The organism is Streptomyces sp. SudanB25_2051 (assembly GCF_964272635.1).
In the GTDB taxonomy this organism is placed as follows: Bacteria; Actinomycetota; Actinomycetes; order Streptomycetales; family Streptomycetaceae; genus Streptomyces.
In genome coordinates this window covers 5268718-5294320 of record NZ_OZ186787.1, presented here as the reverse complement: position 1 = coordinate 5294320, position 25603 = coordinate 5268718, and the positions used below count along the sequence as shown (strand labels likewise).

The window sequence follows — 25603 nt, the reverse complement described above, 5'->3', positions numbered from 1 at the left end:
GACAAGGGGCTGGTCCGGCTCGCGCCGGGCCGGGTGTCAGGGGGCGGCGCCGGCCGTGCCGGCCCGCAGGGGGCCCAGCTCGCCGCGGAAGAAGACCAGGGGCTCGGCATCGCGGTCGGCCAGCCCCAGCTCGACCACCTCGCCGAGGCAGACCACGTGGTCGCCGACCTCCAGGGACTCCACCAGGCGGCAGGTCAGGAAGCCGAGCGCGGCCCCGAGGACGGGCACGCCCGGCCGGGCGATCCGGTGCGGGGTGCCGTGCAGGGAGGCCGTGGCGCGGTCGGCGAACGCGCGGGCGAGGGGTTCCTGCCGCGCGGCCAGCAGGTTCACGGCGTACGCCCCGGACTCCTCGACCACCGCGCGGAGCCGGGACGCGCGGTGCAGGCAGAACAGCACGAGCGGCGGGTCGAGGGAGACGGAGGTGAAGGAGTTGACGGTGGTGCCGGTCGCCGCCTCCCCCAGGCCGCTGGTGATCACCGTCACGCCCGTGACGAAGTGCCCGCACACCCGGCGCAGCAGCTTCGCGTCGACCGCGCGGGCGCCGGGCGGCGGCTCGCGGCGGTCCTGCGGGGACGGGGCCATGGGCACCTCTGGGGACGGGGACATGCGCCTGCCTCTCTCGCGGCGGTTCGGGCGTGAGGTTCCCGGCGTACGGGCGCGCCGGGTGGCGGTCGCGGGGCGCGGGCCCCGCGCGACGGGACGGTCCGGCGGTGCGCCGGCGAGGACGGTGCGGGCGAGGACGGACGGTGCGGGGCGACGCGGTGGCCGGCCCGGCGGGCCGGGCGCGGCTCGTGACGGATCCGGTACGGCGGCGCGGCCGCCGCTCCGGCCGCCGCTCCGTACGGCCGGCCGCCGTTCCGGTCCGGGTGCGCCGGCGCGGATCGCCGGGGCCGTGCGGGGGCCGGCCGGTGCGCCGCGGGCGGGCAGGGGACCGCCGCGCGGCCGACGCCGTCCCCCCTTCCGGGCCGGCCGGCGGGGGCGCGTCGTTGGCCTAAAGCTTGTTCCGCGCCGGGTGCGGCTTTCAACCCGGCGCGGCTCAGAGCTTGGTCAGCTTTGTTCACGCCACCGTCAGCGCCACGTCAAACCGGCCGCCCGCCCACCGGCCGTGGCGCAAATTGAGTACCGGCTACTCAGGCGGCGCCCCGCGCCCGCGTGATCGGCTGACGACGGCGGTGCGGCGAGCGCGTCGCACCGGTCTCCCAGCAGTGCGTCGGAGGGAATCGACGATGAAGATAGAGGGCGTCTTTCTCGCCAGCCTCGGCACCTATGTGCCCGAGCTGGTGACCACCGAGGAGGCGGTACGGGCCGGCTGGTACGACGCGGCCGTACGGGAGGCGTCCGGGCTCGAGTCCGTCGCGGTCGCCGGCGACCTGTCCGCCCCCGACATGGCCGTACGGGCGGCGAACGTCGCCGTGGAGCGCTCGGGCCACGCGCCGGAGGACTTCGGGGCGCTGATGCACAGCTCCGCGTACCACCAGGGCCCCGACGGCTGGTCCCCGCCGCACTACATCCTCGCCAACACGCTGGGCACGCCCATCACCGCGATGGAGGTCAAGCAGGGCTGCCAGGGGATGCTCTCCTCGCTGGCGATCGCCGCCCACCGGCTGGCCTGCGACCCGGCGAAGCCGGCGGTTCTGCTGACCGCCGCCGACAACTACTCGGCGCCGCTGGTGGACCGCTGGACGACCTCCCGGCTGTCCGTCTTCGGCGACGGGGCGGCCGCCGCCGTGGTCTCCCGCGAGGGCGGCATCGCCCGGGTCCTCTCCATCGGCACGTACTCCGCGCCGGCGATGGAGGCCCTGCACCGGGGCGGCGAGCCGATCTTCCCGCCGGCCGTGACCGTGGGCCGGGAGCTGGACTACGAGGCCCGCGTCAGGTTCTGGATGGAGGAGTGGGCCAAGGGCAACACGCCGCCCATGGCGCACCCCGGCGAGGTGCTGCAGACCGCGCTGGACGAGGCGTTGAAGGACGCGGGCGTCACCGCCGACGAGATCACCCGCGTCTGCCACCCGAGCGCCACCCTGGAGGCACTGCGGGACCAGTTCCTCGACCCGATCGGCTTCACCCTGGAGCACGGCATCTGGGAGCACACCAGGCGCGTCGGCCACATCAGCGCCGCCGACGTCTTCATCGGCTTGGAGCACCTGTGGAGCACCCGGCAGGTCGGCCCCGGCGACAAGGTCCTCCTGTTCACCGGGAGCCCCGGCTTCGAGGCGGGCTGCGCGATCGTCGAGATCGTCTCGCAGCCCGCGGACTGAACGACCCGGACCAGGAAGGACGAACGCGGACATGAACAGCAGCGGCGACAAGACCGCCCCCTCGACGCCCGCTTCCCCGGCGGCCTCCGGCGTGCCGGCCACGGCCGAGGAGCTGCGGGCGGTGCTGGCCCAGCTCATGGGCGTGGCGCCGGAGGCGATCGGGGACGACGCCAATCTGATCGGTCTGGGGCTCGGCTCGCTCCAGGTGATGCGGCTCGTCACCCGGTGGCGCCGCGCCGGTCTGACCGTGACGTTCGCCGAGCTCGCGGAGGAGCCGACGCTCGCGGCGTGGAGCGAGCGGCTCACCCGCGCGGCGGCGGCACCGGACACACCCGCCTGACGGCGCGCCGCGCGCCCCGCGTACCCTGACCGGGGTACGCGGGGCGCGCGGCGCCGCTCAGGCGATGCGCCGGTCGTGGAGGGGTACGGCCCCCAGCCGGCGGGCGAGTTCGGAGCGGGCGGTGACGCCGAGCTTGCCGTACGCGCGGTAGAGGTGGTTCTCCACGGTGCGCACCGACAGCACCAGCCGGTCGGCGATCTCCTGATTGGTCAGATGCGCGGCGGCCAGGGCCACGACCTCCCGCTCCCTGCTGGTGAGATGGGCCGCCGCACGCCTCCCCCGCCCGCGTTCCGGGGCCGCGGCGCCCGAGGCCGGACGGGTGTCGCAGTGGGCGCCCAGCCGCGCCCCGGCGGCCCGCGAGGCGCGGACCTTGCGCCGGTCGCGGGCGCTCTGGTGGGCGAGCGCCGCCTGGGTGGCGGCCTCCGCCGCGAGGGGCAGCAGCCCGAGCGCCGCGAAGCGGGTCGAGACCTCGTCCAGGGCGTCGCCGTCGTCGTCCGCGAGGGCCCGTACATGGCGGGCCCGCGCCTCCGGGACGGGGCCCCGCACCGGCACACCGCCCGGCCCGCCGTCGAGCAGGGCGGCGGCACGCGCCGGGTCCCCCGCGCGGGCCGCCAGGTGCAGCGCGGTCAGCGCCTGGGCGCGGCGGCCCGCGGCCGCGGCGCGCTCCGCGACCCCGAGCGCCCGGCGGACCGCCGCGGGCCGGTCCCCGAGGCGTACGGCGACGACCGCGCGCTCCAGGGCGACCGAGTCCGCGACCAGCGGGTAGGCGTACTCGGCCTCCCGGGCGGCCTTCGCGTCGTCCAGCAGGCACAGGGCCTCGGCCGTCTCGCCCAGTTCGGCGAGCGCGCCGGCGAGTTCGGCGAGCCGCGACGCGCGGGGCGCCACCCAGTCGCCCGGCGCCTCGCGGGCGGCGGCGTGCCGCAGCAGCTCCACGGCCTTCGCGGTGCGGCCGGCGCTCCGGTGGACGCGGGCCTCCAGGAGGCTGAGGTGGGCCTCGTGGCGGGGCGAGCCGTTCCGGGCCGCCTCGCGCAGCGCGTCCAGCACCGCCAGGGCTTCGGCCTCGCCGCGCGACTTGAGGGTGATCCAGCCGAGGACGGCGAGCCGGTCGAGGTGCGCCGCGGGGTCCCGGTCCTCGCCGGAGGGGGCGGGGCCGCCCCCGAGGAGCGCCAGGGCGCCGTCGCTGTCGCCCTGTTCGTGGCGGGCCAGGGCGAGTGCGGGAAGGCCGGCCGGCGGGGCGGGCTCGGACGCGTACGCCGCCGTCTCGTGGAGGCGGTCGGTGAACAGGCGGGTGAGGGCGTGGACGTCCCGGTACCCCGCGGGCACCGGATCAGCGCCGCCGCCACGGACCGGGTCCGCACCGGTGGCGGAATCCGGGTCCGCACCGGCGGCGTGCCCGTCGGCCGGGTCCGCGCCGCGGCGGGCGGCGGTGTCCCGCACGGCCGCGTCCACCAGGGCGGCGGCGTCGGCGGGCCGGTGCAGCCCGAGCGCCAGGTTGACGGCGCGCGCGCCGAGCAGCGCCGTACGGGCCTCCGGACCGGACTGCGCGCCCGCCGCGTCCCGGAAGTGGTCCTCGGCCTCGGCGTGGCGGCCCTGCCCGGCCAGCGCGCGGCCCAGGAGCAGGGCGAGGGACGGGGTCGGGGCCCGGCCCTCCGTGAGGGCCGCCCGGCACAGCCGTTCGGCCAGGGCGAAGTCGTGGTGGGCCAGCGCCTCGGCGGCGGCGGGCTCCAGGTGGTCCCGCCGGGGCGCCGTACCGGTGGCCAGCCGCAGCGTCGCGGCCCTCAGCAGCTCGCCGGGCCGCCGGCCCCCGGCGGCCTCCAGCGCGTCGGCGAGCTGGGCGCGCATGCGGCGGGCGGTCAGCTCGGGCAGCAGCCACGGGACGACCGCCTCGCACAGCGGGTGGGCCAGGCGCAGCGTCAGCTGGAAGCCGTGGCGTTCCGTCACGATGACGCCCCGCCGGTCCAGCGCCTCGGCGGCGTCCCGCGCGTCGGCGACGAGCGGCAGCCCCGCGTCGAGGCTCCCGGCCAGCGCGAGGAGGCCCACCAGTTCGCGCTCCGCCGGGTCGAGTTCGCCCAGGAGCAGCCCGGCCAGGTCGGTGAGTCGGCTGTCCGGGGCGCCGGTGAGGCCGGGCCAGTGCCAGTTCCCGCGTACGGGGGTGAGGGCGCCGGCGGCGACGGCGTGGTCGGCCAGTTCCCGCAGCACGAGGGCGTTGCCCCGGCTGAGCTGCCAGAACCGTTCGGCGGTGGCCGTGTCGACGGGACCGCCGAGCAGGGCCCGCAGGACGGCGGCGGTCTCGGAGCGGCCGAACGGCTCGACGGTGACGCGGCGGACGAGCCCGCCGATCAGCAGCCGCCGGAGCGCCTCGGGGAGCGGGTCGGCGGGCGAGGCGGAGGCCAGCAGGAGCGCCTGACCCTCGCTCACCAGCCGGCAGGCGGTGGCGAGCGCCCCGGGGTCCGCGGCGGCGAGGTCGTCGGCCGCGACGACGACTCGCCGCCGCGTGCCCCGGACGAGGCGCCGCGGGTCGGTGAGGGCATCGGGGCGGACGATGTACGTGCCGGCCCGCGCGGCCCGGTCGAGCGCGGCGCCCAGCAGCGTGCTCTTGCCGACGCCGGGCCCGCCGACGGCGAGGACGCTCACCCCCAGGGCGAGGAACCGTTCGATCTCGCGGAGTTCGACCTCCCTGACGGGCCAGTCGGCACCCATTTCCAACGCCACTCCCACTCCCCCTAGCACCCGGCCGCGCGGCGGGCCGGGCGACGACCCGACGAGAGACGGCGGCCGGCCGTGGTCGGCACCCGTGCCGCGGCCACGCGGCGGAGGCGGCCGGCCGGCCCCGCGCGATCAGTCGCGCGGCGCGTTCGCGCGGATGTAGACGATGGGCACCGGCGTGGTGATGCTGCCGCTGTCGTCGCGCAGCCCGTCCAGCCGGCGGGACACCTCCTGGACGAGTTCGGCGCGCTCGGCCTCCTCGATCCGCTCCCACATGCCGCGCATGCCGGTCGTGTAGGTGAAGTCGACCCACTGCCGCCCCGACTCCACGACGACGGGGAGCTCCTCCTCCCGGACCTCCACGTCGGTGAGGCCGGCCTCGGTGAGGGTCTTCTCGATCGCCTCGGGCGTGGCGAGCCAGTTGCTGCCCGCGTTGGCGAACTGGGAGTCGTACGCGCCGTTCTGCTTCAGCGAGGTCAGCATGTACGGCATCAGGAGGTCGTTGACGGCCTCGGGGAAGAGGGCCCACTTGCCGCGCAGCGTGGAGAAGAAGGAAGGCGCGGCGGTGGCGAACCGGCCGCCGGGGCGGAGCAGTTCGCGGTACGGGCGGACATCGTCCGGGCCGTTGGTCCAGATGAAGAGGGAGCAGCTGCCGATGACGGCGTCGAACCGGGCGGCCGGGAAGTCGGGGGCCTGGCCGTTCATCACGGCGAGGGCCACCTGGCCCAGGCCGCGCCGGCCGGCGTCCTCGCGGGCGTACTTGACCATCTCCTCGGAGATGTCGATGCCGATGACCTCGCCGTCCGCGCCGACCGCGTCGGCGGCCGGGAACAGCGCGGCGCCGCGGCCGCAGCCGACGTCGAGCACGGACTGACCCGCCGACACACCGGAGAACTCGACGAGCCGTCGGCCGATGGGCCCGAAGAACTCCACACCGCTCTGGTCGTACACCTTGGCGGTCTTGTCGAAGAGCTTGTGCATCTCCTCGGTCTTCTCGACATCGGCCATACGAAGTCCCCCTCAGCTCGACCGTGAAACCGGCGGCAGCACCCGCCGCGCGGCACGCGCCCATGTCAACACGGCCTTCGGACAAGCGTCCAATAGCCACCTGTTCTGTCCCCCAGTGCGCCGCGTTATGGGGAACGGCCTCGCACGCCGGGGCGCGCCGTGGCGCCCGGCGCGGAGGTCCGGCGCCGTCGCCTCGGCCCGCGGTGGGCGCGCGGAGCTCCGGCGCCGGCGCTCTCAGCGCCGTACGGCTGCGCCGCCTCGGCCCGTGGTGGGCGCGGCGCGCAGGGCGGCGGCCAGGAGGGCGCAGGCGGCGACGGCCACGGGGGCCGCGACGGCGAGCGGGGCGCTCACGCCGTGGGCGCGGCCCCGCGCCAGGAGCAGCGCCGCCACGAGGGCCAGGCCCAGGCCCGCCGCCACCGCGCCGGCGAAGGCGTACCGGGGGTGGCGGGGCTCGGGGCGGGCGGGGGCGGCGCCGAGGGCGGCCCAGCAGGCGGCGTCGTCCCGTTCCTCCCGGCGGCGGCGTGCGGCGGCCCGTACGCGCAGGGCGACGGCGGCGCCCGCGCCGGCCGCCGCCGCGGCGAGCAGCGCCAGGACGGGCACGCCCAGCAGGAGCAGCGGTGCGGTGGCGGCCGCGGTGGCCCAGCCGGTGACGCAGGAGGCCGCGGCGAGCCGCCGGGAGCCGGGGCGGTCGGCGCCGGCGCGCAGGTCGGCCAGGGCGGGGACGTACCAGACGCAGCCGGAGGCGGTGACGGCCCCGGCGCCCAGGGCGAGGACGGTGCCGCTCACCGGGCGTCCACCGCCTCGTGCGGCCTGTCGCGGAGCCGGTCGAGCCCGGCGATCCGGGGGTGGTGCAGGTCGAACGCCGGGGACTCGGAGCGGATCTTCGGCAGGGTGAGGAAGTTGTGGCGCGGCGGCGGGCAGGCCGTGGCCCATTCCAGGGAGCGCCCGTAGCCCCAGGGGTCGTCGGAGGTGACCTTCTCGCCGTACCGGCTGGTCTTCCAGACGTTGTGGAAGAACGGCAGGAAGGACAGGCCGAGGAGGAAGGAGCCGATGGTGGAGACGGTGTTGAGGGCGGTGAAGCCGTCCGCGGCGAGGTAGTCGGCGTAGCGGCGCGGCATGCCCTCGGCGCCCAGCCAGTGCTGCACGAGGAACGTGGCGTGGAAGCCGGCCGTGAGGGTCCAGAAGGTGATCTTGCCGAGCCGTTCGTCGAGCATCCTGCCGGTGAACTTGGGCCACCAGAAGTGGAATCCGGCGAACATCGCGTACACGACGGTGCCGAACAGCGTGTAGTGGAAGTGCGCCACGACGAAGTACGAGTCGGAGACGTGGAAGTCCATCGGCGGCGAGGCGAGGATGACGCCGGTGAGGCCGCCGAAGACGAAGGTGACCAGGAAGCCGGTCACCCACAGCATCGGGGTCTCGAAGGACAGCGAGCCCTTCCACATGGTGCCGATCCAGTTGAAGAACTTCACACCGGTCGGCACGGCGATGAGGAAGGTCATGAAGGAGAAGAACGGCAGGAGCACACCGCCGGTGACGTACATGTGGTGGGCCCACACGGTCACGGACAGGCCGGCGATGGCGATGGTCGCCGCGACCAGGCCGATGTAGCCGAACATCGGCTTGCGGCTGAAGACGGGGACGACCTCGGAGATGATGCCGAAGAACGGCAGGGCCAGGATGTACACCTCGGGGTGGCCGAAGAACCAGAACAGGTGCTGCCACAGCAGCGCCCCTCCGTTGGCCGGGTCGAAGATGTGGGAGCCGAACTTCCGGTCGCATTCGAGGGCGAACAGCGCGGCGGCGAGGACCGGGAAGACCATCAGCACCAGCAGGGACGTGAGCAGCACGTTCCAGGTGAAGATCGGCATGCGGAACATCGTCATACCGGGGGCGCGCATGCAGATGACCGTGGTGATGAAGTTGACCGCGCCGAGGATGGACCCGAAGCCGGAGAGCGCGACGCCCATGATCCACAGGTCGGCGCCGAGGCCGGGCGAGTGGACGGCGTCGGACAGCGGCGCGTAGAGGAACCAGCCGAAGTCGGCGGCGCCGCCGGGGGTGAGGAAGCCGCCGGCGGCGATCAGCGAGCCGAAGAGGTAGAGCCAGAAGGAGAGCATGTTCAGCCGGGGGAACGCCACGTCGGGCGCGCCGATCTGCAGCGGCATGATCCAGTTGGCGAAGCCGGTGAACAGCGGCATGGCGAAGATCAGCAGCATGATCGAGCCGTGCATCGTGAACGCCTGGTTGAACTGCTCGTTCGACATGATCTGCGTGCCGGGACGGGCCAGTTCGGCCCGCATGACCAGGGCCATGACGCCGCCGACCACGAAGAAGAACAGCGCGGAGCAGAGATACAGCGTGCCGATCCGCTTGTGGTCGGTCGTGGTGAGCCAGTCGGTCCATGAGGGCCGCGCGGCGTCCCCGTCCGCGGCCGGGCCGGGGAGCGGCGGCTCCCCGGACTTCACCTGAATGCTGCGTGCCTCGTCCACCGGACGGCCGACCTTCCTTCCGCGATGCGTGGATCGGCCGGAAGGCTTCCGCGTACGGGGGTGAGGGAACGGCGTCCTTCCGGCCGCGCCCCATGCTCGCCGGGGCACACGCGGCCCCGACAGGGCCGACCAGACCCGGCGGCCCGCCCGCCGCGGGGCCCAACGTCCCGGCTCCCGCGGGGCCGTCCGGCCGCCGGCCGGGCGGCGCCGGGCCTTCAGTCCGCCGCCGCGCCCCGGCCGTGCCAGGAGCGCCACAGCGCCGCGTACGGTCCGCCGGCGGCGAGCAGTTCGTCGTGCGAGCCGATTTCGACGATCCGGCCGTCGTCGACCACGGCGACGCGGTCGGCGTCGTGGGCGGTCTGGAGGCGGTGGGCGATGGCGATCACCGTGCGGTCGGCGCGTACGGCCGCCATCGCCCGCTCCGCGTGCCGTGCGGTGGCCGGGTCCAGCAGCGACGTGGCCTCGTCGAGGATCAGGGTGTGCGGGTCGGCCAGCTCCACCCGGGCCAGTGACAGCTGCTGGGCCTGCGCGGGGTCCAGCTGCGTGCCGCCGGAGCCGACCCGTGTGTCGAGGCCGTCGGGCAGGTCGCGGACCCAGTCGGCGCCGACCGCGGCGAGCGCGTCGAGCAGCCGCCGGTCGCCGGCGCCGGGGGCGGCCATGGCCAGGTTGTCCCGGAGGGTGCCGAGGAAGACGTGGTGCTCCTGGGTGACCAGGACGACGCGGTTGCCGAGCCGGCCGGCGGCGGCGAGGTCGGCGACCGGCACACCGCCCACCTCGACGCTGCCGGTGCGCGGGGTGTCCGCGCCGGACAGCAGCCTGCCGAGGGTGGTCTTGCCCGCGCCGGACGGGCCGACCAGGGCGAGGCGCTCGCCGGGGCGGACGGTGAGGTCCACGTCCTTGAGCACGTCGTGGCCCTCCACGTACGCGTAGCGCACTCCGCGCACCTCGATGCGGTCGCCGGAGGGCTCGAGCACATCGGTCCTCGGCTCGCCGGCGACCAGGCCGACGCCCTTGACCCGGGCGAAGGCGGCGCCACCGCGCTGGAGCTGCTCCGTCCACATCAGCACCCGGTCGAGCGGTTCGACCAGCTGCCACAGGTACAGGCAGCCTGCCACGACCACGCCCAGGCCGACGGAGCCGTCGAGGTAGGCGTACCCGCCGACGAGCAGGGTCACGGCGACGGGCAGGGAGTGGGCGAACTCCGTGACGGGGAACAGCACGGTCCGCAGGAACAGGGTGCGGCGCGCGGCGTCGTAGGCGCGGCCGATCGCGGCGTCGGCGTCGCGGACCCGGCGCCGGCCCAGGCCGAACACCTCCACCGTGCGGGCGCCTTCGGCGGTGGCGGCGACGATCTCGGCCACCTCCGACGCGGCTTCGCCCTCGGCGAGGTAGGCGTCCCTGGCCCGGGCGAGGTACCAGCGGGTGACGAGGACGACGAACGGCATGCCGACCAGGGCCCCCAGGCCGAGCAGGGGGTGCAGCAGGAAGACGGCGGCGAAGAGGAACAGCAGCTGCGTGCCGGCGACGAACACGTCCGGGACGGCGCTGCGCAGCGTCGTGGCGACGGTGCCGACGTCCAGGGAGGAGCGGGTCGTCAGGTCGCCCGTGCCGGCCTGTTCGACCACGCGCGCGGGCAGGGCGAGCGCCCGGTCGACGACCTCCTCGCGGAGCCTCGCGAGGGCGCGCTCGCCGAAGCGGTGGGAGTGGTGGCGGGCGAAGCGGGTCAGCACCAGCTGGGCGAGGGCGCAGACGAGCACGCCCAGGGCGAGCCGGTCGACGGCGGACACGCCCGCGTCGCCGCTCTCGACGCGGGTGACGATCCGGCCGAGCAGCCACGGCCCGGCGAGGCCGGCCGCGGCGGCGAGCGCGGCGAGCAGGACGACGACGGCCATGGACCGCCAGTCGGCCCTGACCAGTTCCACGCTCGCCCGGCGCACGGTCGCGCGGTCCGCGACCGGAAGCCGCCAGGGCTGCTCCGGGCGGCTCATCGGCTGGTTCCTTCCGTCAGGGCCGCCTGGCGCGGAGCCGGCTCGGCCTCGTCGCTGCCCCGCAGGACGAGGGCGCGGTAGCCGGGGTGGGCGGCGAGCAGTTCGCCGTGGGTGCCGGTCGCGGCGACCTCGCCGTCCACCAGGTAGGACACCCGGGCGGCCCGGTCGAGGACGAGGGGTGAGGTGCTGACGACCAGGGTGGTGCGGCCCTGCCGGGCCTCCAGCACGCGCTGGGCCGCGGTGGCCTCGGTGTGCGCGTCGAGCGCCGACGTCGGTTCGACCAGGATCAGCACTTCCGGGTCGGCGAGGAGGGCCCGCGCCAGGCGCAGGCGCTGGCGCTGCCCGCCGGAGACGTTGCGGCCCTGGCCTTCCAGCCGGCTGCCGAGGCCGTCGGGCAGGGCCTCCACGATGTCCTCGGCCACGGCGGCGCGCAGGGCCCCGGCCAGCTCGTCGTCCGTGTGGTCGTCGCGGACGGAGACGGCCGAGCGCAGGGAGCCGGCGAAGAGGTGGGCGTCGTGGTCGGCGACGACGACGCGGCGCCGCATCTCGTCCAGTCCGACGCGGGAGAGCGGGGTGCCGCCCCAGGTCGCGTCGGAGTCGGTGTGGCGGGCCAGCCGGTCGACGACGGCGCGCGCCTCGTCGAGGCGGGCGGAGACGAGGGCGGCCATCCGGCCGGGCTCCAGCGTCAGTCCGGAGCGCGGGTCGTGCAGGGGGGCGGGACCACGCGGGGCCGCCGCCGGGTCCGCGCCGTCCTCGACGTCGGGCCTCAGCGCCAGGATGCGCACGACCCGCCGGGCGGCGACGAGGCCGCGGGGCAGGTCGTCGGCGCCTTCGACGAAGAACGCCACGGGCGCCATGAGCGCGGCGACATAGCCGTACACGGCGACCATCTCGCCGACCGTGATCGTGCCGGCGGCGGCCATGCGGGCACTGATCCAGGTGACCGCGGCGAGGAAGACCACCGGCAGGCCGGCACCGATGGCCTGGACCCAGCTGGTGAAGGAGGCGACCCGGTAGCCGTCCGCGAGGAGGGCCCGCGAGCGTTCCCGGTACCGCGCGCCGAAGGCCGCCTTGCCGCCGATGCCGCTCAGCACGGCGAGGCCCGAGACGATGTCGCCCGCGAGGGCGGTGAGTGCGCCCTGCCGGTCCCGGTAGGCGCTCTCGGCGCCGTGCAGTCTGCCGAGGAGGGGGCCGACCGTGACGGCGAGCAGCGGCACGCCCAGCAGCACCACCGCGGCGAGCACGCCGGAGATGGTGAACAGCAGGACGGCGGCGGCCGCGTAGGCGATGACCGCGCCGACGCCGGGACCGGTGATGGTGAGCGTCACGGCGATCCGCCCGAGGTCGCCGGCCTGGAGGTGGCCGAGCTCCCCGGCGGACACCTTGCGCGGCAGGGTGGCGCCGAGCCGGGTGACGTGCCGGACGACGACCTGCGCCGTCCGGTACGCCGCGTCGGTGCGGACGAGGGTCATGGTGCGGTGCCGCAGGATGCCGAGGACGGCGATGGCCGCGCCGGTGAGCAGGACGGCCGCGACCCAGAACAGCAGCGCGTCCGTGTCGCGCCGCCGCAGGCCGTCGTCGACGGCCCGCGACATGAGGTACGGCGGCAGCATCAGGGCGCACATCCACAGGGAGCCCCACAGGGAGCCGAGGAGGATCCGGCCGCGCTGCATCACCACCAGCCACCACAGATAGCGGGCGGGGCCGCGGAGGTCGGGCGTGCCGGGGTCGCCGTAGGGGACCCGGCGCTCGCGGGCGGGCCGTCGGCGGATCATGCGGGCCGTCCTCGCACCGGGTGCTTTGTCGACATGTCCGGTCCTTCCCTCGACATCGGAGACAGCCTGGCGGCGGGGGTGTCGGGCGTGCATGGGGCGGAACTGGCAGCGTACGGGAGGCAGTACGGCCGCTGTACGGGGGGACGGAGGCGCGGGCCCCGGTTCCGGCGGGACCGCCGCGCCGACGACGGCCCGTCATCTGGCGTATACGCGCGGGGAGATGCGCTCACGGCCGACTACGGCAATCATGTGACACCGCAGTCCCGTCGGCCTCCGCGAAGGCGTCCGGCGTGCCCGCGGTGGCAGGGAACGACGACCGGTGGCGCGTGTGCGCGGGAAAGGGGACGCGGTGGGGGGTGTGGACCGGCGCTTCCGTGCCCTCGTCTGCGCGTACGCGGTGTCCGGCTACGGCAACTACCTGAACCTGATCGCGCTGAGCCTGTTCTCGTACGAGGTCACCGGCACGGCCTTCGGGGTCGGGGCCGTGATGGCGCTGCGCCTGTTCTCCGGCTTCGTCGCGGGGCTGACCGCCGCCGCCCTGTCGGCCAGGACCACGCGGCTGCGGACGATGGTCGGCGCGGACACCGCCCAGGGCCTCGCCATGGCGGTGCTGGCGCTGTGCGCGGACCGCACCCCGGTATGGCTGCTGGGCTGCGTGGTCGTCGTGATGGGCGCGGGGAACACGTACTTCACCGTCGCCCTGCGCAGCGCCGTCCCCGCGATGGTCGGCCAGGAGTCCCGCACCCGGGCCAACGGGCTGCTCGTCACGGCCCGTTCCTTCGCCACGGTGCTCGGCTTCGCCTCGGCGGCCGCCGTCATCGGCTTCGGCGGCTACGCCGCGGCGTTCGCCGTCAACGCCGCGAGCTTCGCGGTCTCCGCGGCGGCGCTGCTCGCCCTGCGGCCCCGCACGGACGGCGACGACGAGCCCGCGGGGGGCGGACCGGCGGGGCACAGACCGGCCGGGGACGGACCGGCCTCGGATGCCACGGCCGGGGACGGACCGGCCGGGGACGGCCGGGAGCCGGCGGGCGGCGACCCCGTACGGGACGGGGGCCCGGGTGCCGGGCAGGGTGCCGGCCGGGGGCGCGGCGCCCGGTGGCGGGCCCTCGCGTCGGGTGTCCCCGCGCTGCTGCTCGGCATGATCGTCCTCCGCGGGATCGACGCCCTGGCCTCCTCCTCGCACAACGTGGCGCTGCCCGTGGTGGCGCACGCCGGGGCGCCGTCCGATCCGGCCCTGTTCATGACGCGCTTCTGGGCGGCCTGGGCGGTGGGCACCGTCGCCGCCCACTTCGTCCTCAGGCGCGCCGGCGGCGCCGCAGCGTGGGGCGAACGGGCCTTCGCCCTCGGCACGCTGGCGATGTCGGTGTCCTTCGTGGCCGCGTTCACCGGCCTGCCCGCCGCCGGCCTGATGGCGGCCGCCGCGTGCGCGGGCTTCGCCGACGGCTGGACGGAGATCGTCTACACCTCGCGCCTCCAGGCCGTCCCCGACCGGCAGCGCAGCCGGCTGTTCGGGCTGTCGGCCACGGCCGAGACGGCCGGTTTCGCCCTGGGCACGGTGCTCGCCGCCGCGGCCCTCGAAACGCTGCCCGCCCTGACGGTCGTCGGGGTGTTCCACGGCACGGCGGTCTGCGGGGCGCTGGTGCTGCTGCTGTTCGCCGCCGTCCGCACCGGCGGGCGCCGGCCGGGGCCGTCCACGAGTGGAGAAGAAGGGGACACGCATGGAACGCGTACAGGGACAGGCGCTCTGCCGGGGGCCTGAACCCCAGTACACGCCGGAGGAGCCGCGCGACGCCGTGGCCGCGCTGCTGCGTGCCGCCGAAGCCGACTCGGGCGCGGCGGTCGTCGCGGTAGCCCAGGACGGTTCCACGACCCGCCTGCCCTACCGGGAGCTGCTGCTCCGCGCCCGCCGGACGCTCACCGGGCTGCGGGAGCGCGGGGTGCGCGCCGGTGACCCGGTGGTGCTGTGCGGGCTGCCGCTCGAGGAGTTCTTCCCGGCCTTCTGGGCCTGCGTGCTGGGCGGCGCGCGGCCCGCGTCGATCGCCGAGCGGCCCGAGCCGGGCTCCCCCGCGTACGAGCGCCTGACGCACACCCTCGCCCTGCTGGACGGGCCGCTGGTGCTCTGCGACGCGGCCGGGGCGCGGGCGCTGGAGGGCGCCGCTCCGGGGCCGCGGGTCGCGCTGGCGCGGGACTGCCTGGCCGCGCGGCCGGCGGACGACCTCGTCCAACCGGCCGGGTCCGACGACGCGTTGCTGATGCTGTCCTCGGGCAGCACCGGCGTGCCGAAGGCGGCACGGCTCACCCACGCCGGTCTGGCCGGCCTGGCCGCGAGCAGCCGCCGGATCCTCGACGTGCGGCCGGACGACACGACCGTGAACTGGCTGCCGGTCGACCACAGTGGCGCGTTCCTGCTGTACCACGTGCTGGCCGTGTTCGTCGGCTGCACCAACGTCCACGCGCCGACCGAGCGCGTCCTGGCCGACCCGCTGCGCTGGCTGGACCTGATGGAGGAGCACGGGGCGCGGCACAGCTGGGCACCGACCTTCGCGTACGGGCTCGTCGCCGACGCCCTGGACGGGCGGCCCGGCCGGGCCCGGGACCTGAGCGGGCTCAAGACACTGGTGTGCGGCGGCGAACAGCTCGCCCTGCCGGTGCTGCGCCGCTTCCTCGACGCGACCGCCGCGTACGGCGTGCGGGACGGGCACATCGTGCCCGCCTGGGGGATGGCCGAGACGGTCACGGCCGTCACCTACGGGCGGCTCGACCGGCCCGGCACCGTCCACCGCCTCCTCAAGAGCAGCCTGGGCGGTGATCTGGTGCGGGCCGGGGCGCGGACCCCGGAGGAGGACAGCGTCACCTTCGTCGCGGCGGGCGCGCCCGCGCACGGCGTCACCCTGCGGGTCCTGGCCGAGCGGGGCGAGACCGTGCCGCCGGGCCGGATCGGCCGGCTCCAGGTGCGCGCCCCCGGCCGGCTCACGCCCGGCTATGTGAACAACCCGGAGGCGGACGCCGAGGCGTTCCCGGCCGGGCGGGAGTGGCTGGACACGGGTGATCTGGCGTTCCTCGACGCGGGTCAGGTGGTGATCACCGGCCGGCGCAAGGACCTGATCATCCTCAACGGGCACAACGTCTACTGCCACGAGGTGGAGGCCGCCGCGACCGCCGTGGCGGGCGTCCGCCAGGGCGAGGTGGCCGCGTGCGGCGTCCCGGACGAGGGGAGCGGCACCGAACGGCTCGCGGTGTTCTTCGTCAGCCGGGGCGCCGTCGAGGACGCGCGGATCGTACGGGAGGTGAGGGCGGCGCTGTTCTCCCGGCTCCGCCTGACCGCCTCGCACGTCGTGCCCGTGCCGGGCGACGCGTTCCCGAGGACCCCCGCGGGGAAGGTGCGCCGCGCCGAGCTGCGCGACCGGCTGCTCGCCGGGGGCCTCACCGACGGCCCCGCCGGCCCCGCCGGCCCCGTGGCGCAGCGCGACGGCGTCACGCCCGAGGGCCTGGCCCGGCTGGTGTGCGAGGAGACGGCCGCCGTACTGGGGCGTCCCGTGGACGCGCGGGCGCCCTTCTACGAGCTGGGGCTGAACTCCCTGCTGCTGACCCGCCTGCGCTCCCGCCTGGAGCAGCGGCTGGGGGTGCCGGTGGCCCAGACCGCCCTGTTCGAGCACCCCACGGCCGCCGCGCTCGGCGCGCACCTGGCCGCCGCGTGCCCGGACGCCCTGCGCCCGGACGCGGGGGACCCGGACGCAGGGGACCTGGACGCGGGGCGCGTGGCCGCCGGGCGGTCGGGCGGCGGGGACCGGGACGCCCGGACGCCGGCCGCCGGGCCGCTGGACGCCGAGGCCCCGGACGGCGCGCCCGGTGAGCGGCCGCCCGTGCCCGGCGGTCGGCCGTCGCCCGCGCCCCGCGGACCGGACACGCCCCCGCGGGCCGACGTGCCGTCGGGGGCGGACGCGGGCGACCGGCGCGTCGCGGTCATCGGCATGGCGCTGCGCTTCCCCGGCGCGGACTCGCCGGAACGCTTCTGGGACCTTCTGCGCGACGGCGTGGACGGCGTGCGGGTCTTCGGCGACGAGGAGCTCGCCGCCGCCGGACTGTCCCCGGAGCAGCGGCGGGCGCCCGGTCTGGTGCCGGTCGGAGGCGTACTCGACGATGTCGACGCGTTCGACGCGGACTTCTTCGGGATGAGCCCCAAGGAGGCCCGGCTCACCCACCCGGCGCACCGGCTGTTCCTGGAGTGCTGCCACGAGGCACTGGAGCAGGGCGGCCACGCGGCGACCGGGCCCGGCACCAGGGTCGGCGTGTTCGCCGGTGCGGGCATGCACCTCTACGACCACCAGCGTCCCGCCGCGCCCGGCGCGCCGGGCGGCACGGACGCCGACGACGACCCGGCCGCGGGCATGCAGACCGCGATCGGGACGCAGCCGGACTTCCTCGCCTCCCGCGTCGCCTACCGGCTCGGACTCACCGGCCCCGCCATCGGCGTGCAGACGGCTTGCTCCACCTCCCTGGTCGCCGTGCACCTGGCCGTGCAGTCCCTGCTCACCGGCGAGTCGGACCTGGCGCTCGCGGGCGCCGCCGCCGTGCACCTGCCCCAGGAGACCGGCTACCGCAGCCACCCCGGTTCCATCCTGTCGCCCACCGGACGCTGCCGCGCCTTCGACGCGGACGCGGACGGCACGGTCGGCGGGAACGGCGTCGCGGCCGTACTGCTCAAGCGGCTGGACCGCGCGCTGGCCGACGGCGACACCGTCCACGCGGTCATCCTCGGCTCGGCCGTCAACAACGACGGGGCCCGCAAGGTCGGGTTCACCGCGCCCGGGGTGGCGGGCCAGGTGGAGGTCGTACGCGAGGCGCTGCGCCGGGCGGACGTGCCCGCCGACACCCTCTCGTACGTGGAGGCGCACGGCACCGGCACCCGGCTCGGCGACCCGGTGGAGCTGGAGGCGCTCGGCAGGGCGCTCGGCGAGGGCACCACGCGCACCGCGTTCTGCACCGTCGGGTCGGTGAAGCCGGCCATCGGGCACCTCGACTCCTGCGCCGGGATGGCCGGGCTGCTCAAGACGGTCCTCATGCTGCGGCACCGCACGCTCGTGCCCACGCTGCACCTGACGCGGCCCAACCCCGGACTGCGCCTGGAGGGCGGCCCGCTCGTCCTGGGCACGGAACTGCGGCCGTGGCCGGTCCGGGACGGCGTGCCGCGCCGGGCCGGTGTCAGCGCGCTCGGCGTCGGCGGCACCAACGCCCATGTGGTGCTGGAGGAGCCCCCCGTGCCGTCCGCCCCGCCGGCTCCCGCACCCGGACTCCCCGTGCTCGTACCGGTGTCGGCCCGCGACGAGGTGGCGCTGGACGAGTACACCGGCCGGCTCCGCGACCACCTGCGGCAGCAACCGGGCCTCGCGGCGGCCGACGTGGCGGCGACCATGGCGCTGGGCCGGCCGCACCGGGCGGCGCGGACCGCGGTCGTCGGCCGGACCGCCGGGGAGCTCGCCGACGCGCTGGAGGCACGGCGCGCCGCGCCCCCCGCCCGGCCCGGGCCGCCGGCCTTCGCGTTCTCCGGGCAGGGAAGCGGCCGCCCCGGCATGGCGGGCGGCCTCCACGCCGCCTTCCCGGCCGCCCGCCGCGTACTGGAGCGGTGCGAGGAGGTGTACGCCGCCGAGTTCGGCGGCAGCCTCCTGCCGCTGCTGCTGGGCGGAGCCGGCGCGGACGGCGAGGCGGACCCCGGTGGCGTCTGGTCGACCGGGACGGCGCAGGCGGCGCTGTTCGCCCACCAGTCGGCGCTCGCCGACGTGTGGCGGGCCGCGGGTGTCCGCCCCGCTCTGCTGCTGGGGCACAGCGTCGGCGAGTACGCGGCGCTCTACGCGGCGGGCGCCCTCACCCTCGACGACGGGCTGCGGCTCACGGCGTGGCGGGGCCGGCTGATGCAGGCGGCCTGCCCGCCGGGCGGCATGCTCGCGGTGCGCGCCGGCCAGGACGACGCGCGCCGGATCGCGCGGGCCGCCGGCGCCGAACTGGCCGCCGTGAACGGCCCGCGCGCCCAGGTGATCTCGGGCCCGCCGGACGCCCTCGCGGAGGCGGGCCGCCTCCTGGACGGGGAGGGAGTGCGCTGGCGGGCGCTGCCCGTGGACCGGGCGTTCCACTCCGCCGCCGTCGAACCGGTGCTGCGCGACTTCCGCGTCCACGCCGAGCGGGTGGCGTACGGCCCGCTGCGCACGCCGCTGGTGACGGCGGCCGACGGCCGGGTGCGGCCGGTGGGGTGGACGGTCGACGCCGGCTACCTCTGCCTCCAGGCGCGGCGGCCGGTCCGCTTCGACCTGGCCATGGCAGCGGCGGCGGCGCACGGCTGCGCGGACTTCGTGGAGATCGGCGCAGGGGACACCCTCACGGGCCTCGGCCGGCACTGCGTACCGGAAAGCCGCTGGCTGGGCGGGCAGGGTGCGGGCCCCGGACCGGCCGACCAGCTGCGCGGGCTCCTCGCCTCGCTCGGCTCGCTGTACGGCGCGGGCGCCGACCTGGACTGGGCCGCCCTCGACGGCGGCGGGGGCCGGGTCCCGCTGCCCGGGCACCCCCTGCGCCGCCGCCCGGTGCCCCCGACGACCACGCCCGCGGCCCCCGCCGCCGGCCATCCGGCGGCACCGCCCGCCCCCTCCCCGAAGGAGCCGACCGTGCCCGAGGAACTGCTGGCGGACATACGGCGGCTGACCGCCGCGAAGCTCGGCCGCGACCCGTCGGACGTCACGCCCGACACCTCGTTCTTCGACCTGGGCGCCGACTCGCTGTCCCTGATGGGCATGACGGCGGAGCTGGAGCAGCGGTACGGCGTACGCGTCCCGGTGCGGGAACTGTTCACCTCGGCGGACAGCCCGCGCGCCCTGGCCGAGCGGGTGGCGGCCGCGTCGCACCGGGCGCCCGCGCCGGCACCCGCTGCCGAGCCGGCACCCGCTGCCGTACCCGCGCCCGCGCCGACACCCGCTCCGGCCGCCGTACCCGCGCCCGGCCCGGCTCCCGTACCCGTACCGGCCCCCGCGCCGGAACCCTCGCCGCCGGTCCGGGCCCCGGGAGACGTGACAGCCCCGGCGCCGGACCCCGAGGCGGCCTCCGGGCTGCACGCGTTGCTGGGGCGGCAGCTGCGGGTGGCCGAACAGCTGGTCCACGAGGTGACCGGGGTGCTGTCCCGCCAGCTCGACGTCCTGGCCTCCACGGCGGCCCCGCCCGCCACTCCCCCGGCGCCGGCCCCCACCCGGCACGTCGAGCCACCGGTCCCCGCCGCCACCCCGCGCGTCGAGCCACCGGCCCGCGAGCGGTCCTCCCCGGCCTCCCCCGGCGTCCCGGAGCAGCCCGACCGCCCGTCCTCCTCCCCCGCCCGCGGCTGCGACTTCAGCCTGTACTTCTTCGGCGACTACCCGCAGGACGCCGAGGCCCCTGCGGGCGCCCGCGGCGGCGGCAAGTACGACCTGATCATGGAGGCGTCGGCCTACGCGGACCAGCACGGCTTCCACGCCCTGTGGCTCCCGGAGCGCCACTTCAACTCCTTCGGCGCGCTCTTCCCCAACCCCTCCGTGCTCGCCGCCGCGCTGGCGGCCACCACCCGCCGCATCCGCCTGCACGCGGGCTCGGTCGTCCTGCCGCTGCACCATCCGGTCCGGGTCGCCGAGGAGTGGTCGGTCGTCGACAACATCTCCGGCGGCCGGGCCGGCCTGTGCGTCGCGAGCGGCTGGCACGCCACCGACTTCTCGCTCGCCCCGCACCACTTCGGCCGCCACCGCGAGGTGATGTACGAGCAGTTGGCGACCGTGCGGCGGCTCTGGTCGGGGCAGCCGCTGCCGACCACCGCCGGCGACGGCCAACCCGTCGACATACGCCTCCACCCGAGCCCCGTGCAGCGCGAACTCCCCCTGTACGTCGCCGTGGTGGGCAACCCGGACAGCTACCGGCGGGCCGCCGCCGAGGGGCTGGGGATCGTCACCAACCTGATGACGCAGAGCGTCGAGCAGCTCGCCGAGAACGTCGCGCTGTACCGGCGCACCCGCGCCGAGCACGGACTCGATCACGCAGGGGGCCGGGTCGTGGTGCTGGTGCACACCTACCTCGGCGAGGACGCGGAACGGGCGCGGGCCGAGGCGTACCGGCCGTTCGTCTCCTATCTGCGCTCGTCCCTCTCCCTCTTCGGGCAGGTCGCCAACAGCCTCGGCTTCACGGCGGACCTCGACAACACCCCGGAGGAGGACGTGGAGTTCCTGCTGGAACGGGCCTACGAGCGCTACTGCGCCTCGCGCGCCCTGATCGGCGGCGAGGAGGCCGCCGCCGGGACGGTGCGCCGGCTGGTGGACGCGGGCGCCGACGAGATCGCCTGCTTCGTGGACTTCGGCGTGCCCGCGGACCGGGTCCTCGCGGGGCTGCCCGTGCTCGACCGGGTCCGCCGCGCGGCCACCGGGGCCGCGCACCCGGCGGCGCCCCCGCCGGAGGGTCCCGCCCCCGCGTCCGTACGGCGGACCCGCGTCCCCGCGGCCCCCGCCCCCGAAGCCGTACCGCCGCCGCAGGCCCCCGGTACCCCCGCCCCCGTGCCCCGGAGGGTGCCCCTGACGCCCGCGCAGCGCCGCATCTGGTTCCTGGAGCGGCTGCACCCGGGGACGAGCATGTACCACGAGCCCAAGGCGATCCGCCTGGACGGGCCGCTGGACGTGCCGGCACTGCGGGAGGCGCTGCGGTGGGTCGCCGACCGGCATCCCGCGCTGCGCACGGTGTTCCCCGACGCGGGCGGGGTGCCGTACCAGGAGGTGCGCGACCACACGCGCCTGGAGTGCCCGCTCGACGACCGCACCGGCGCGACGGAGGAGGAGGCGCTGCGCGCGGCCCTCGCGACGGAGGGGCGCCGGATCCTCGACCTGCGGGAGGGGCCGCTGGTGACGGCCCGGCTGCTGCGGCTGTCGGAGGAGCGGCACCTGCTGTTCCTGCTGGCCCACCACATCGTCTTCGACTCGTCGTCGACGACGGTGCTCGTCCGCGACCTGGCCGCCCGCTACCGGTTCCTCGTGCACGGCGCCCCGGAGCCGCCGCCGCTGCCCGAGGCGGCACCGGCCGTCGCGGCGGACGACCCGGCGGCGTCCCTGGAGTTCTGGCGGCGTACGCTCGCCGGCGCCCCCGAGCTGGAGCTGCCGACCGACCGGCCCCGGCCCGCGGTCAGGTCGGGTGCGGGAGCGAGCCTCACGCACGAGCTGGACGCCGGTCTGGCCGGCGCGCTGCGGGCGTTCACGGCCAGGCACCGGGCCACCCCGTTCATGGCGCTGACCGCCGCCGTCGCCGCGGTGCTGGGCAGGCTGAGCGGCCAGGACGACGTGGTCCTCGGCACGGCCGTCGCCGCCCGTCCCGCGGGCGCCGAACACCACATCGGCCTGTTCCTCGACACCGTGCCGCTGCGCCTGGACCTGACCGGCGACCCGGACTTCCCGACGCTGCTGCGCCGGGCGCGGGAGGGCAGCACGGCGGCGTACGAGCACACGGGTGTGCCCTTCGACGACCTGGTCGGGGCGCTCAACCCGCGCCGCGACCCGGGGCGCAATCCGCTGTTCCAGGTGATGGTGGAGTACGAGAACGAGGGCGAGGTGCCGTTCGACCCGCCCCGGCTGGCGGCGGCGCTGCTCGACGTGCCGAGCGAGCGGGCCCCGTTCGACCTGAGCGTCTACTTCACCCACCACCGCGACGGTGTGCGGTTCATGGTCGAGTACGACACGGCGCTGTTCGACGAGGCCACCGTGCGGCGCTTCACCCGGTACGTGGAGGAGGTGCTGCGCCGCGCCCTCGCGGCGCCCGGCGCGCCGCTGCGCGAACTGACCGCCGTGACCGACGCGGACCGGGCGGCCCTCGCGCGGCTGGGGCGCCTGGACGAGCCGTCGCCCGCCGTCGGGGACACCCTGCACGGGCTGTTCGAGCGGCAGGCGCGGCGGACACCGGACGCCGTGGCCCTGGTGAGCGGCGGGGACGACGTCGGCTACCGGGAACTGGACCAGCGCGCCAACGCCCTCGCGCACGACCTGCGCGCCCGGGGCGCCGCGCGCGGGGAGCGGGTGGCGCTGCTGCTGCCGCGCGGCCCCGAGCTGATCGCCGCCGTGCTGGGCGTGCTCAAGAGCGGGGCCGCGTATCTGCCGCTCGACCCGTCGCTGCCCACTCCGCGGCTGGCCGCGCTCCTCGACGACGGGGCGCCTGTGCTGCTCCTGACCGGCGCCGACGTCCTCGCGCGCCATCCGGGGCTGGACGCGGGGCAGGTGCCCGTACGGCTCGTGGAGGAGGTGCCGGACACGCGCCGGGACGGGCCGCCGGCCGGCGGGGCGCGCCCGGAGGACCCCGCGTACTGCGTGTACACGTCCGGGTCGACGGGCCGTCCGAAGGGCGTGGTCGTACCGCACCGCGGCCCGGTGAACCTCGTACGGGGGCACCTGGAGCGGCATCCCGCGCTCCGCACGCTCCAGTGGACGTCCCCCGCCTTCGACGTGAGCGTGCAGGAGATCTTCACGACGCTGTGCTCCGGCGCGGCGCTGGTGCTGATCGACGACGCGGTGCGGCACGACCCGGCGGCCGTCGCGGAGGCGGTGCGCCGCCACGGCGTGGAGCGGATGTTCATGCCGTGCGCCCCGCTCGGGTACCTGCTCGGCACCGGACCCGGACTGCCGTCGCTGCGGGAGCTGTTCTCGGCCGGTGAGGCGCTGCGGCTGACCGGCGCGTTCCGCCGGTTCCTGGCCGCGCACCCCGACTGCGCGCTGTACAACCAGTACGGGCCCACGGAGACGTCCGTCATCGTCACCTCGCACCGGGTGGACCCGGACGGCGAGGAGTGGCCGCCGATCGGCACACCGGTGCCGGGGGCGCGGATCGTGCTGCGCGACGGCGCCGGACGGGAGGTGCCGCCGGGCGCGGTCGGCGAGATCCACGTGGGCGGCGTGCCCGTCGCGTACGGCTACCACGGAAGGCCGCAGGAGACGGCCGCCGCCTTCCTCCCGGACGGCGCGGGCGCCGTGCTGTACCGGACGGGCGACCTGGGCCGCTGGCGTACGGACGGCACGCTGGAGTACCGCGGGCGGGTGGACGACCAGGTCAAGATCCGGGGCCACCGGGTGGAGCCGGGCGAGGTGCGGGCCGCGTTGAGCGCCCTGCCCGGGGTGCGGGACGCCGCCGTGGTGTCCCGCCGCGACCGGCACGGCGAGGCGGAACTCGTCGCGTACGTGGTGCCCGCCGCCCCGGACGCCGACCCGCGGGAGCTGCGCGCCGCGCTCGCCGCGCGGCTCCCCGACCACCTCGTGCCGCGGCGCTGGGCGCTGCTGGAGCGGCTCCCGGTGAACACCTCGGGGAAGCTGGACCGGGAGCGGCTGCCCGAGCCGTCCCCCGCGGCGGGCCCGGAAGCCGGGGCGGACGGCGGAGCCGGGGACGCGCAGGCGCGTCCGGCCGGTGCGCTGGAGGAGTCCCTGCACACGCTGTGGTGCGCCGAGCTGGACCTGCGCCGGATACCGGTGACCCGGTCCTTCTTCGAGCTGGGCGGCCACTCGCTGAGCGCGATCAGGCTGCTGAACCGCATGGCGGACGAGCTGGGCGTCGAACTGTCCATGGCGGAGTTCTTCCTGACCCCGACCATCCGGGGCGTCGCCGAGCGCGCCGGGCGCCCCGGCCCGAACGGCCGGGTCGTGGAGACGGCGCCGATGACGTCGTCGCTGCGCCGGTTGTGGCGGCGCCACCACGAGCACGCCGACCCGGGCGTCTACAACGTCGCGCACCGCGTCGACCTGCGCGGCGCGCTCGACCCGGCGGTGCTGGCGGACGCCCTCGGGGAGCTGGTGGACCGCCACCACGCGCTGCGGAGCAGGGCCGTACGGCGTGAGGGGCGGTACCTGGTCGAGGTGCTGGACCGGGTGCCGGTGGACCTGCCCGTGGACGACCTGACCGCGCATGCCGGTGAGGCGGAGCCGGCCGAGCGGTGGTGCCGGGAGCAGGCGGCCCGGCCCTTCGCGATGGACGAGGCGCCGCTGTTCCGCTTCCGGCTGGCGCGGCTGGGACCGGACCGCTGGGTCCTGGTGACGGTGTTCCACCACGCGGTGGTCGACGGCTGGTCCATGGGTGTGATCTGGCGCGAGCTGCGGGAGCTCTACAACGCCCGGCACCGCGGCGGGGCGAGCGGACTGCCGTCCCCGGCCGTGCAGTTCACCGACTGCGCCCGCGCCGAGCACGGGCTGGGCGCGCAGCGGCGTGCGGAGCTGGAGCGGTTCTGGCGGGCGGAGCTCGACGGTGTGCCGCTGCGCCCGCCGCTGCCCTACGACCGGCCGCGCCCGGCGACGCTGTCGGGCAGGGGCGCCGTGTACACCCGGGTCGTCGGCGGGGACCTCCCCGGGCGGCTCTCGGACACGGCGACGCGTCTGGGGACGACCCCGTACACGGTGCTGGCCGCGACGTTCGCGACCTGGCTGGGCGAGCTGTGCGGGGGGCTGCCCGACGTGGTGCTGGCGGCGTCCAGCGCGAACCGCACGCGACGCGACCGGTCCGATGTGGTGGGCCTGCTGGGTGACGCGCTGCTGCTGCGCGCCCGGCTGAGCGAGGCGGCCGCGTTCCCGGACCTGGTGGCGCAGCTGGGCGAGCGCCTCTTCGCCTCGCTCGACCACCAGGAGCTGCCGCTGACCGACGTGGTGGAGCTGGTCGCCCCGGGCACGGCGGACGGGCTGTTCCCGACGGTGCTGTTCACGGTGGTCACCACCCCGCCGCCCGCGCTGGACCTGGTCGACGTGACGGCGACGGTGCGGGACCTCCCCACGTCGGGCACGGCCCGCAACGAGCTGTACGCGGTCCTGGTGCCCGGCCCGGACACCCTCGCCGTCACCTTCGAGTACTCGACGGACCTCTTCGACGAGGCCACCGTCGAGGCGTGGGCGAAGTCCTTCACCGACCTCCTCCACCACCACACCGCCCCCTGACACCCGCGTGTCGCGGGCAGGCGTCCCGCAAGGGCGAGTGGGGTGCCCCCCGGCCGAGCGAAGCCGAGACATCGGCGCAGGTGGCCACAACGGGGCAC

At 76.6% G+C, this 25603-nt stretch carries 11 protein-coding genes; 4 read left to right on the top strand and 7 right to left on the bottom strand.

The window, feature by feature from the left end; genetic code table 11:
- Nucleotides 1-36: 36 nt before the first annotated feature.
- Nucleotides 37-606, bottom strand: coding sequence for a flavin reductase family protein (locus ACSUPT_RS23390; RefSeq protein ID WP_361665242.1), 570 nt, complete (start codon nt 604-606; stop codon nt 37-39).
- 620 nt (nt 607-1226) lie between these two features.
- Here ACSUPT_RS23390 and ACSUPT_RS23385 point away from each other — a divergent pair.
- Together ACSUPT_RS23385 and ACSUPT_RS23380 are read left to right on the top strand one after the other, a co-directional pair.
- On the top strand, nt 1227-2258 hold the full coding sequence (locus tag ACSUPT_RS23385) for a ketoacyl-ACP synthase III family protein (protein ID WP_351968492.1): 1032 nt from the start codon (nt 1227-1229) through the stop codon (nt 2256-2258).
- Nucleotides 2259-2289: 31 nt separating this feature from the next.
- Nucleotides 2290-2598, top strand: coding sequence for a phosphopantetheine-binding protein (locus ACSUPT_RS23380; RefSeq protein ID WP_351968491.1), 309 nt, complete (start codon nt 2290-2292; stop codon nt 2596-2598).
- Nucleotides 2599-2655: 57 nt separating this feature from the next.
- Here the strand turns inward: ACSUPT_RS23380 and ACSUPT_RS23375 are convergent, their stop codons facing one another.
- The 6 genes from ACSUPT_RS23375 to ACSUPT_RS23350 all read right to left on the bottom strand — a co-directional run bounded on the left by ACSUPT_RS23375 (nt 2656) and on the right by ACSUPT_RS23350 (nt 12567).
- Entirely contained in the window at nt 2656-5298 is a 2643-nt protein-coding gene (locus ACSUPT_RS23375) for a LuxR C-terminal-related transcriptional regulator (RefSeq protein ID WP_436945440.1), read from the bottom strand.
- 138 nt (nt 5299-5436) lie between these two features.
- Nucleotides 5437-6312: a class I SAM-dependent methyltransferase gene (locus ACSUPT_RS23370; protein ID WP_351968031.1), complete on the bottom strand. Its 876-nt coding sequence runs from the start codon at nt 6310-6312 to the stop codon at nt 5437-5439.
- Between the two features lie 234 nt (nt 6313-6546).
- Nucleotides 6547-7098: a hypothetical protein gene (locus ACSUPT_RS23365; protein ID WP_436945439.1), complete on the bottom strand. Its 552-nt coding sequence runs from the start codon at nt 7096-7098 to the stop codon at nt 6547-6549.
- Nucleotides 7095-8804, bottom strand: a complete 1710-nt coding sequence (gene ctaD / locus ACSUPT_RS23360; protein WP_436945438.1) for an aa3-type cytochrome oxidase subunit I — start codon at nt 8802-8804, stop codon at nt 7095-7097. Before ctaD ends, ACSUPT_RS23365 begins: the two co-directional genes overlap by 4 nt.
- 215 nt (nt 8805-9019) lie before the next feature.
- The gene (locus tag ACSUPT_RS23355; RefSeq protein ID WP_436945437.1) at nt 9020-10792 is read right to left on the bottom strand and encodes an ABC transporter ATP-binding protein; all 1773 of its coding nucleotides are present in this window, start codon (nt 10790-10792) and stop codon (nt 9020-9022) included.
- Nucleotides 10789-12567, bottom strand: coding sequence for an ABC transporter transmembrane domain-containing protein (locus ACSUPT_RS23350; protein WP_436945436.1), 1779 nt, complete (start codon nt 12565-12567; stop codon nt 10789-10791). Before ACSUPT_RS23350 ends, ACSUPT_RS23355 begins: the two co-directional genes overlap by 4 nt.
- 349 nt (nt 12568-12916) lie before the next feature.
- On the opposite strand from ACSUPT_RS23350, the gene ACSUPT_RS23345 reads away from it, so the two are divergent.
- Nucleotides 12917-14326, top strand: coding sequence for an MFS transporter (locus tag ACSUPT_RS23345; protein ID WP_436945435.1), 1410 nt, complete (start codon nt 12917-12919; stop codon nt 14324-14326).
- Nucleotides 14286-25505: an amino acid adenylation domain-containing protein gene (locus ACSUPT_RS23340; protein WP_436945434.1), complete on the top strand. Its 11220-nt coding sequence runs from the start codon at nt 14286-14288 to the stop codon at nt 25503-25505. Before ACSUPT_RS23345 ends, ACSUPT_RS23340 begins: the two co-directional genes overlap by 41 nt.
- The last annotated feature ends 98 nt before the right edge of the window (nt 25506-25603 follow it).

Excerpts from the sequence above, each read along its gene's own strand:
- ACSUPT_RS23390 (WP_361665242.1), bottom strand. The coding sequence starts at position 606 with ATGTCCCCGTCCCCAGAGGTGCCCATGGCCCCGTCCCCGCAGGACCGC.
- ACSUPT_RS23385 (WP_351968492.1), top strand. The coding sequence starts at position 1,227 with ATGAAGATAGAGGGCGTCTTTCTCGCCAGCCTCGGCACCTATGTGCCC.
- ACSUPT_RS23380 (WP_351968491.1), top strand. The coding sequence starts at position 2,290 with ATGAACAGCAGCGGCGACAAGACCGCCCCCTCGACGCCCGCTTCCCCG.
- ACSUPT_RS23375 (WP_436945440.1), bottom strand. The coding sequence starts at position 5,298 with ATGGGTGCCGACTGGCCCGTCAGGGAGGTCGAACTCCGCGAGATCGAA.
- ACSUPT_RS23370 (WP_351968031.1), bottom strand. The coding sequence starts at position 6,312 with ATGGCCGATGTCGAGAAGACCGAGGAGATGCACAAGCTCTTCGACAAG.
- ACSUPT_RS23355 (WP_436945437.1), bottom strand. The coding sequence starts at position 10,792 with ATGAGCCGCCCGGAGCAGCCCTGGCGGCTTCCGGTCGCGGACCGCGCG.
- ACSUPT_RS23350 (WP_436945436.1), bottom strand. The coding sequence starts at position 12,567 with ATGATCCGCCGACGGCCCGCCCGCGAGCGCCGGGTCCCCTACGGCGAC.
- ACSUPT_RS23340 (WP_436945434.1), top strand. The coding sequence starts at position 14,286 with ATGGAACGCGTACAGGGACAGGCGCTCTGCCGGGGGCCTGAACCCCAG.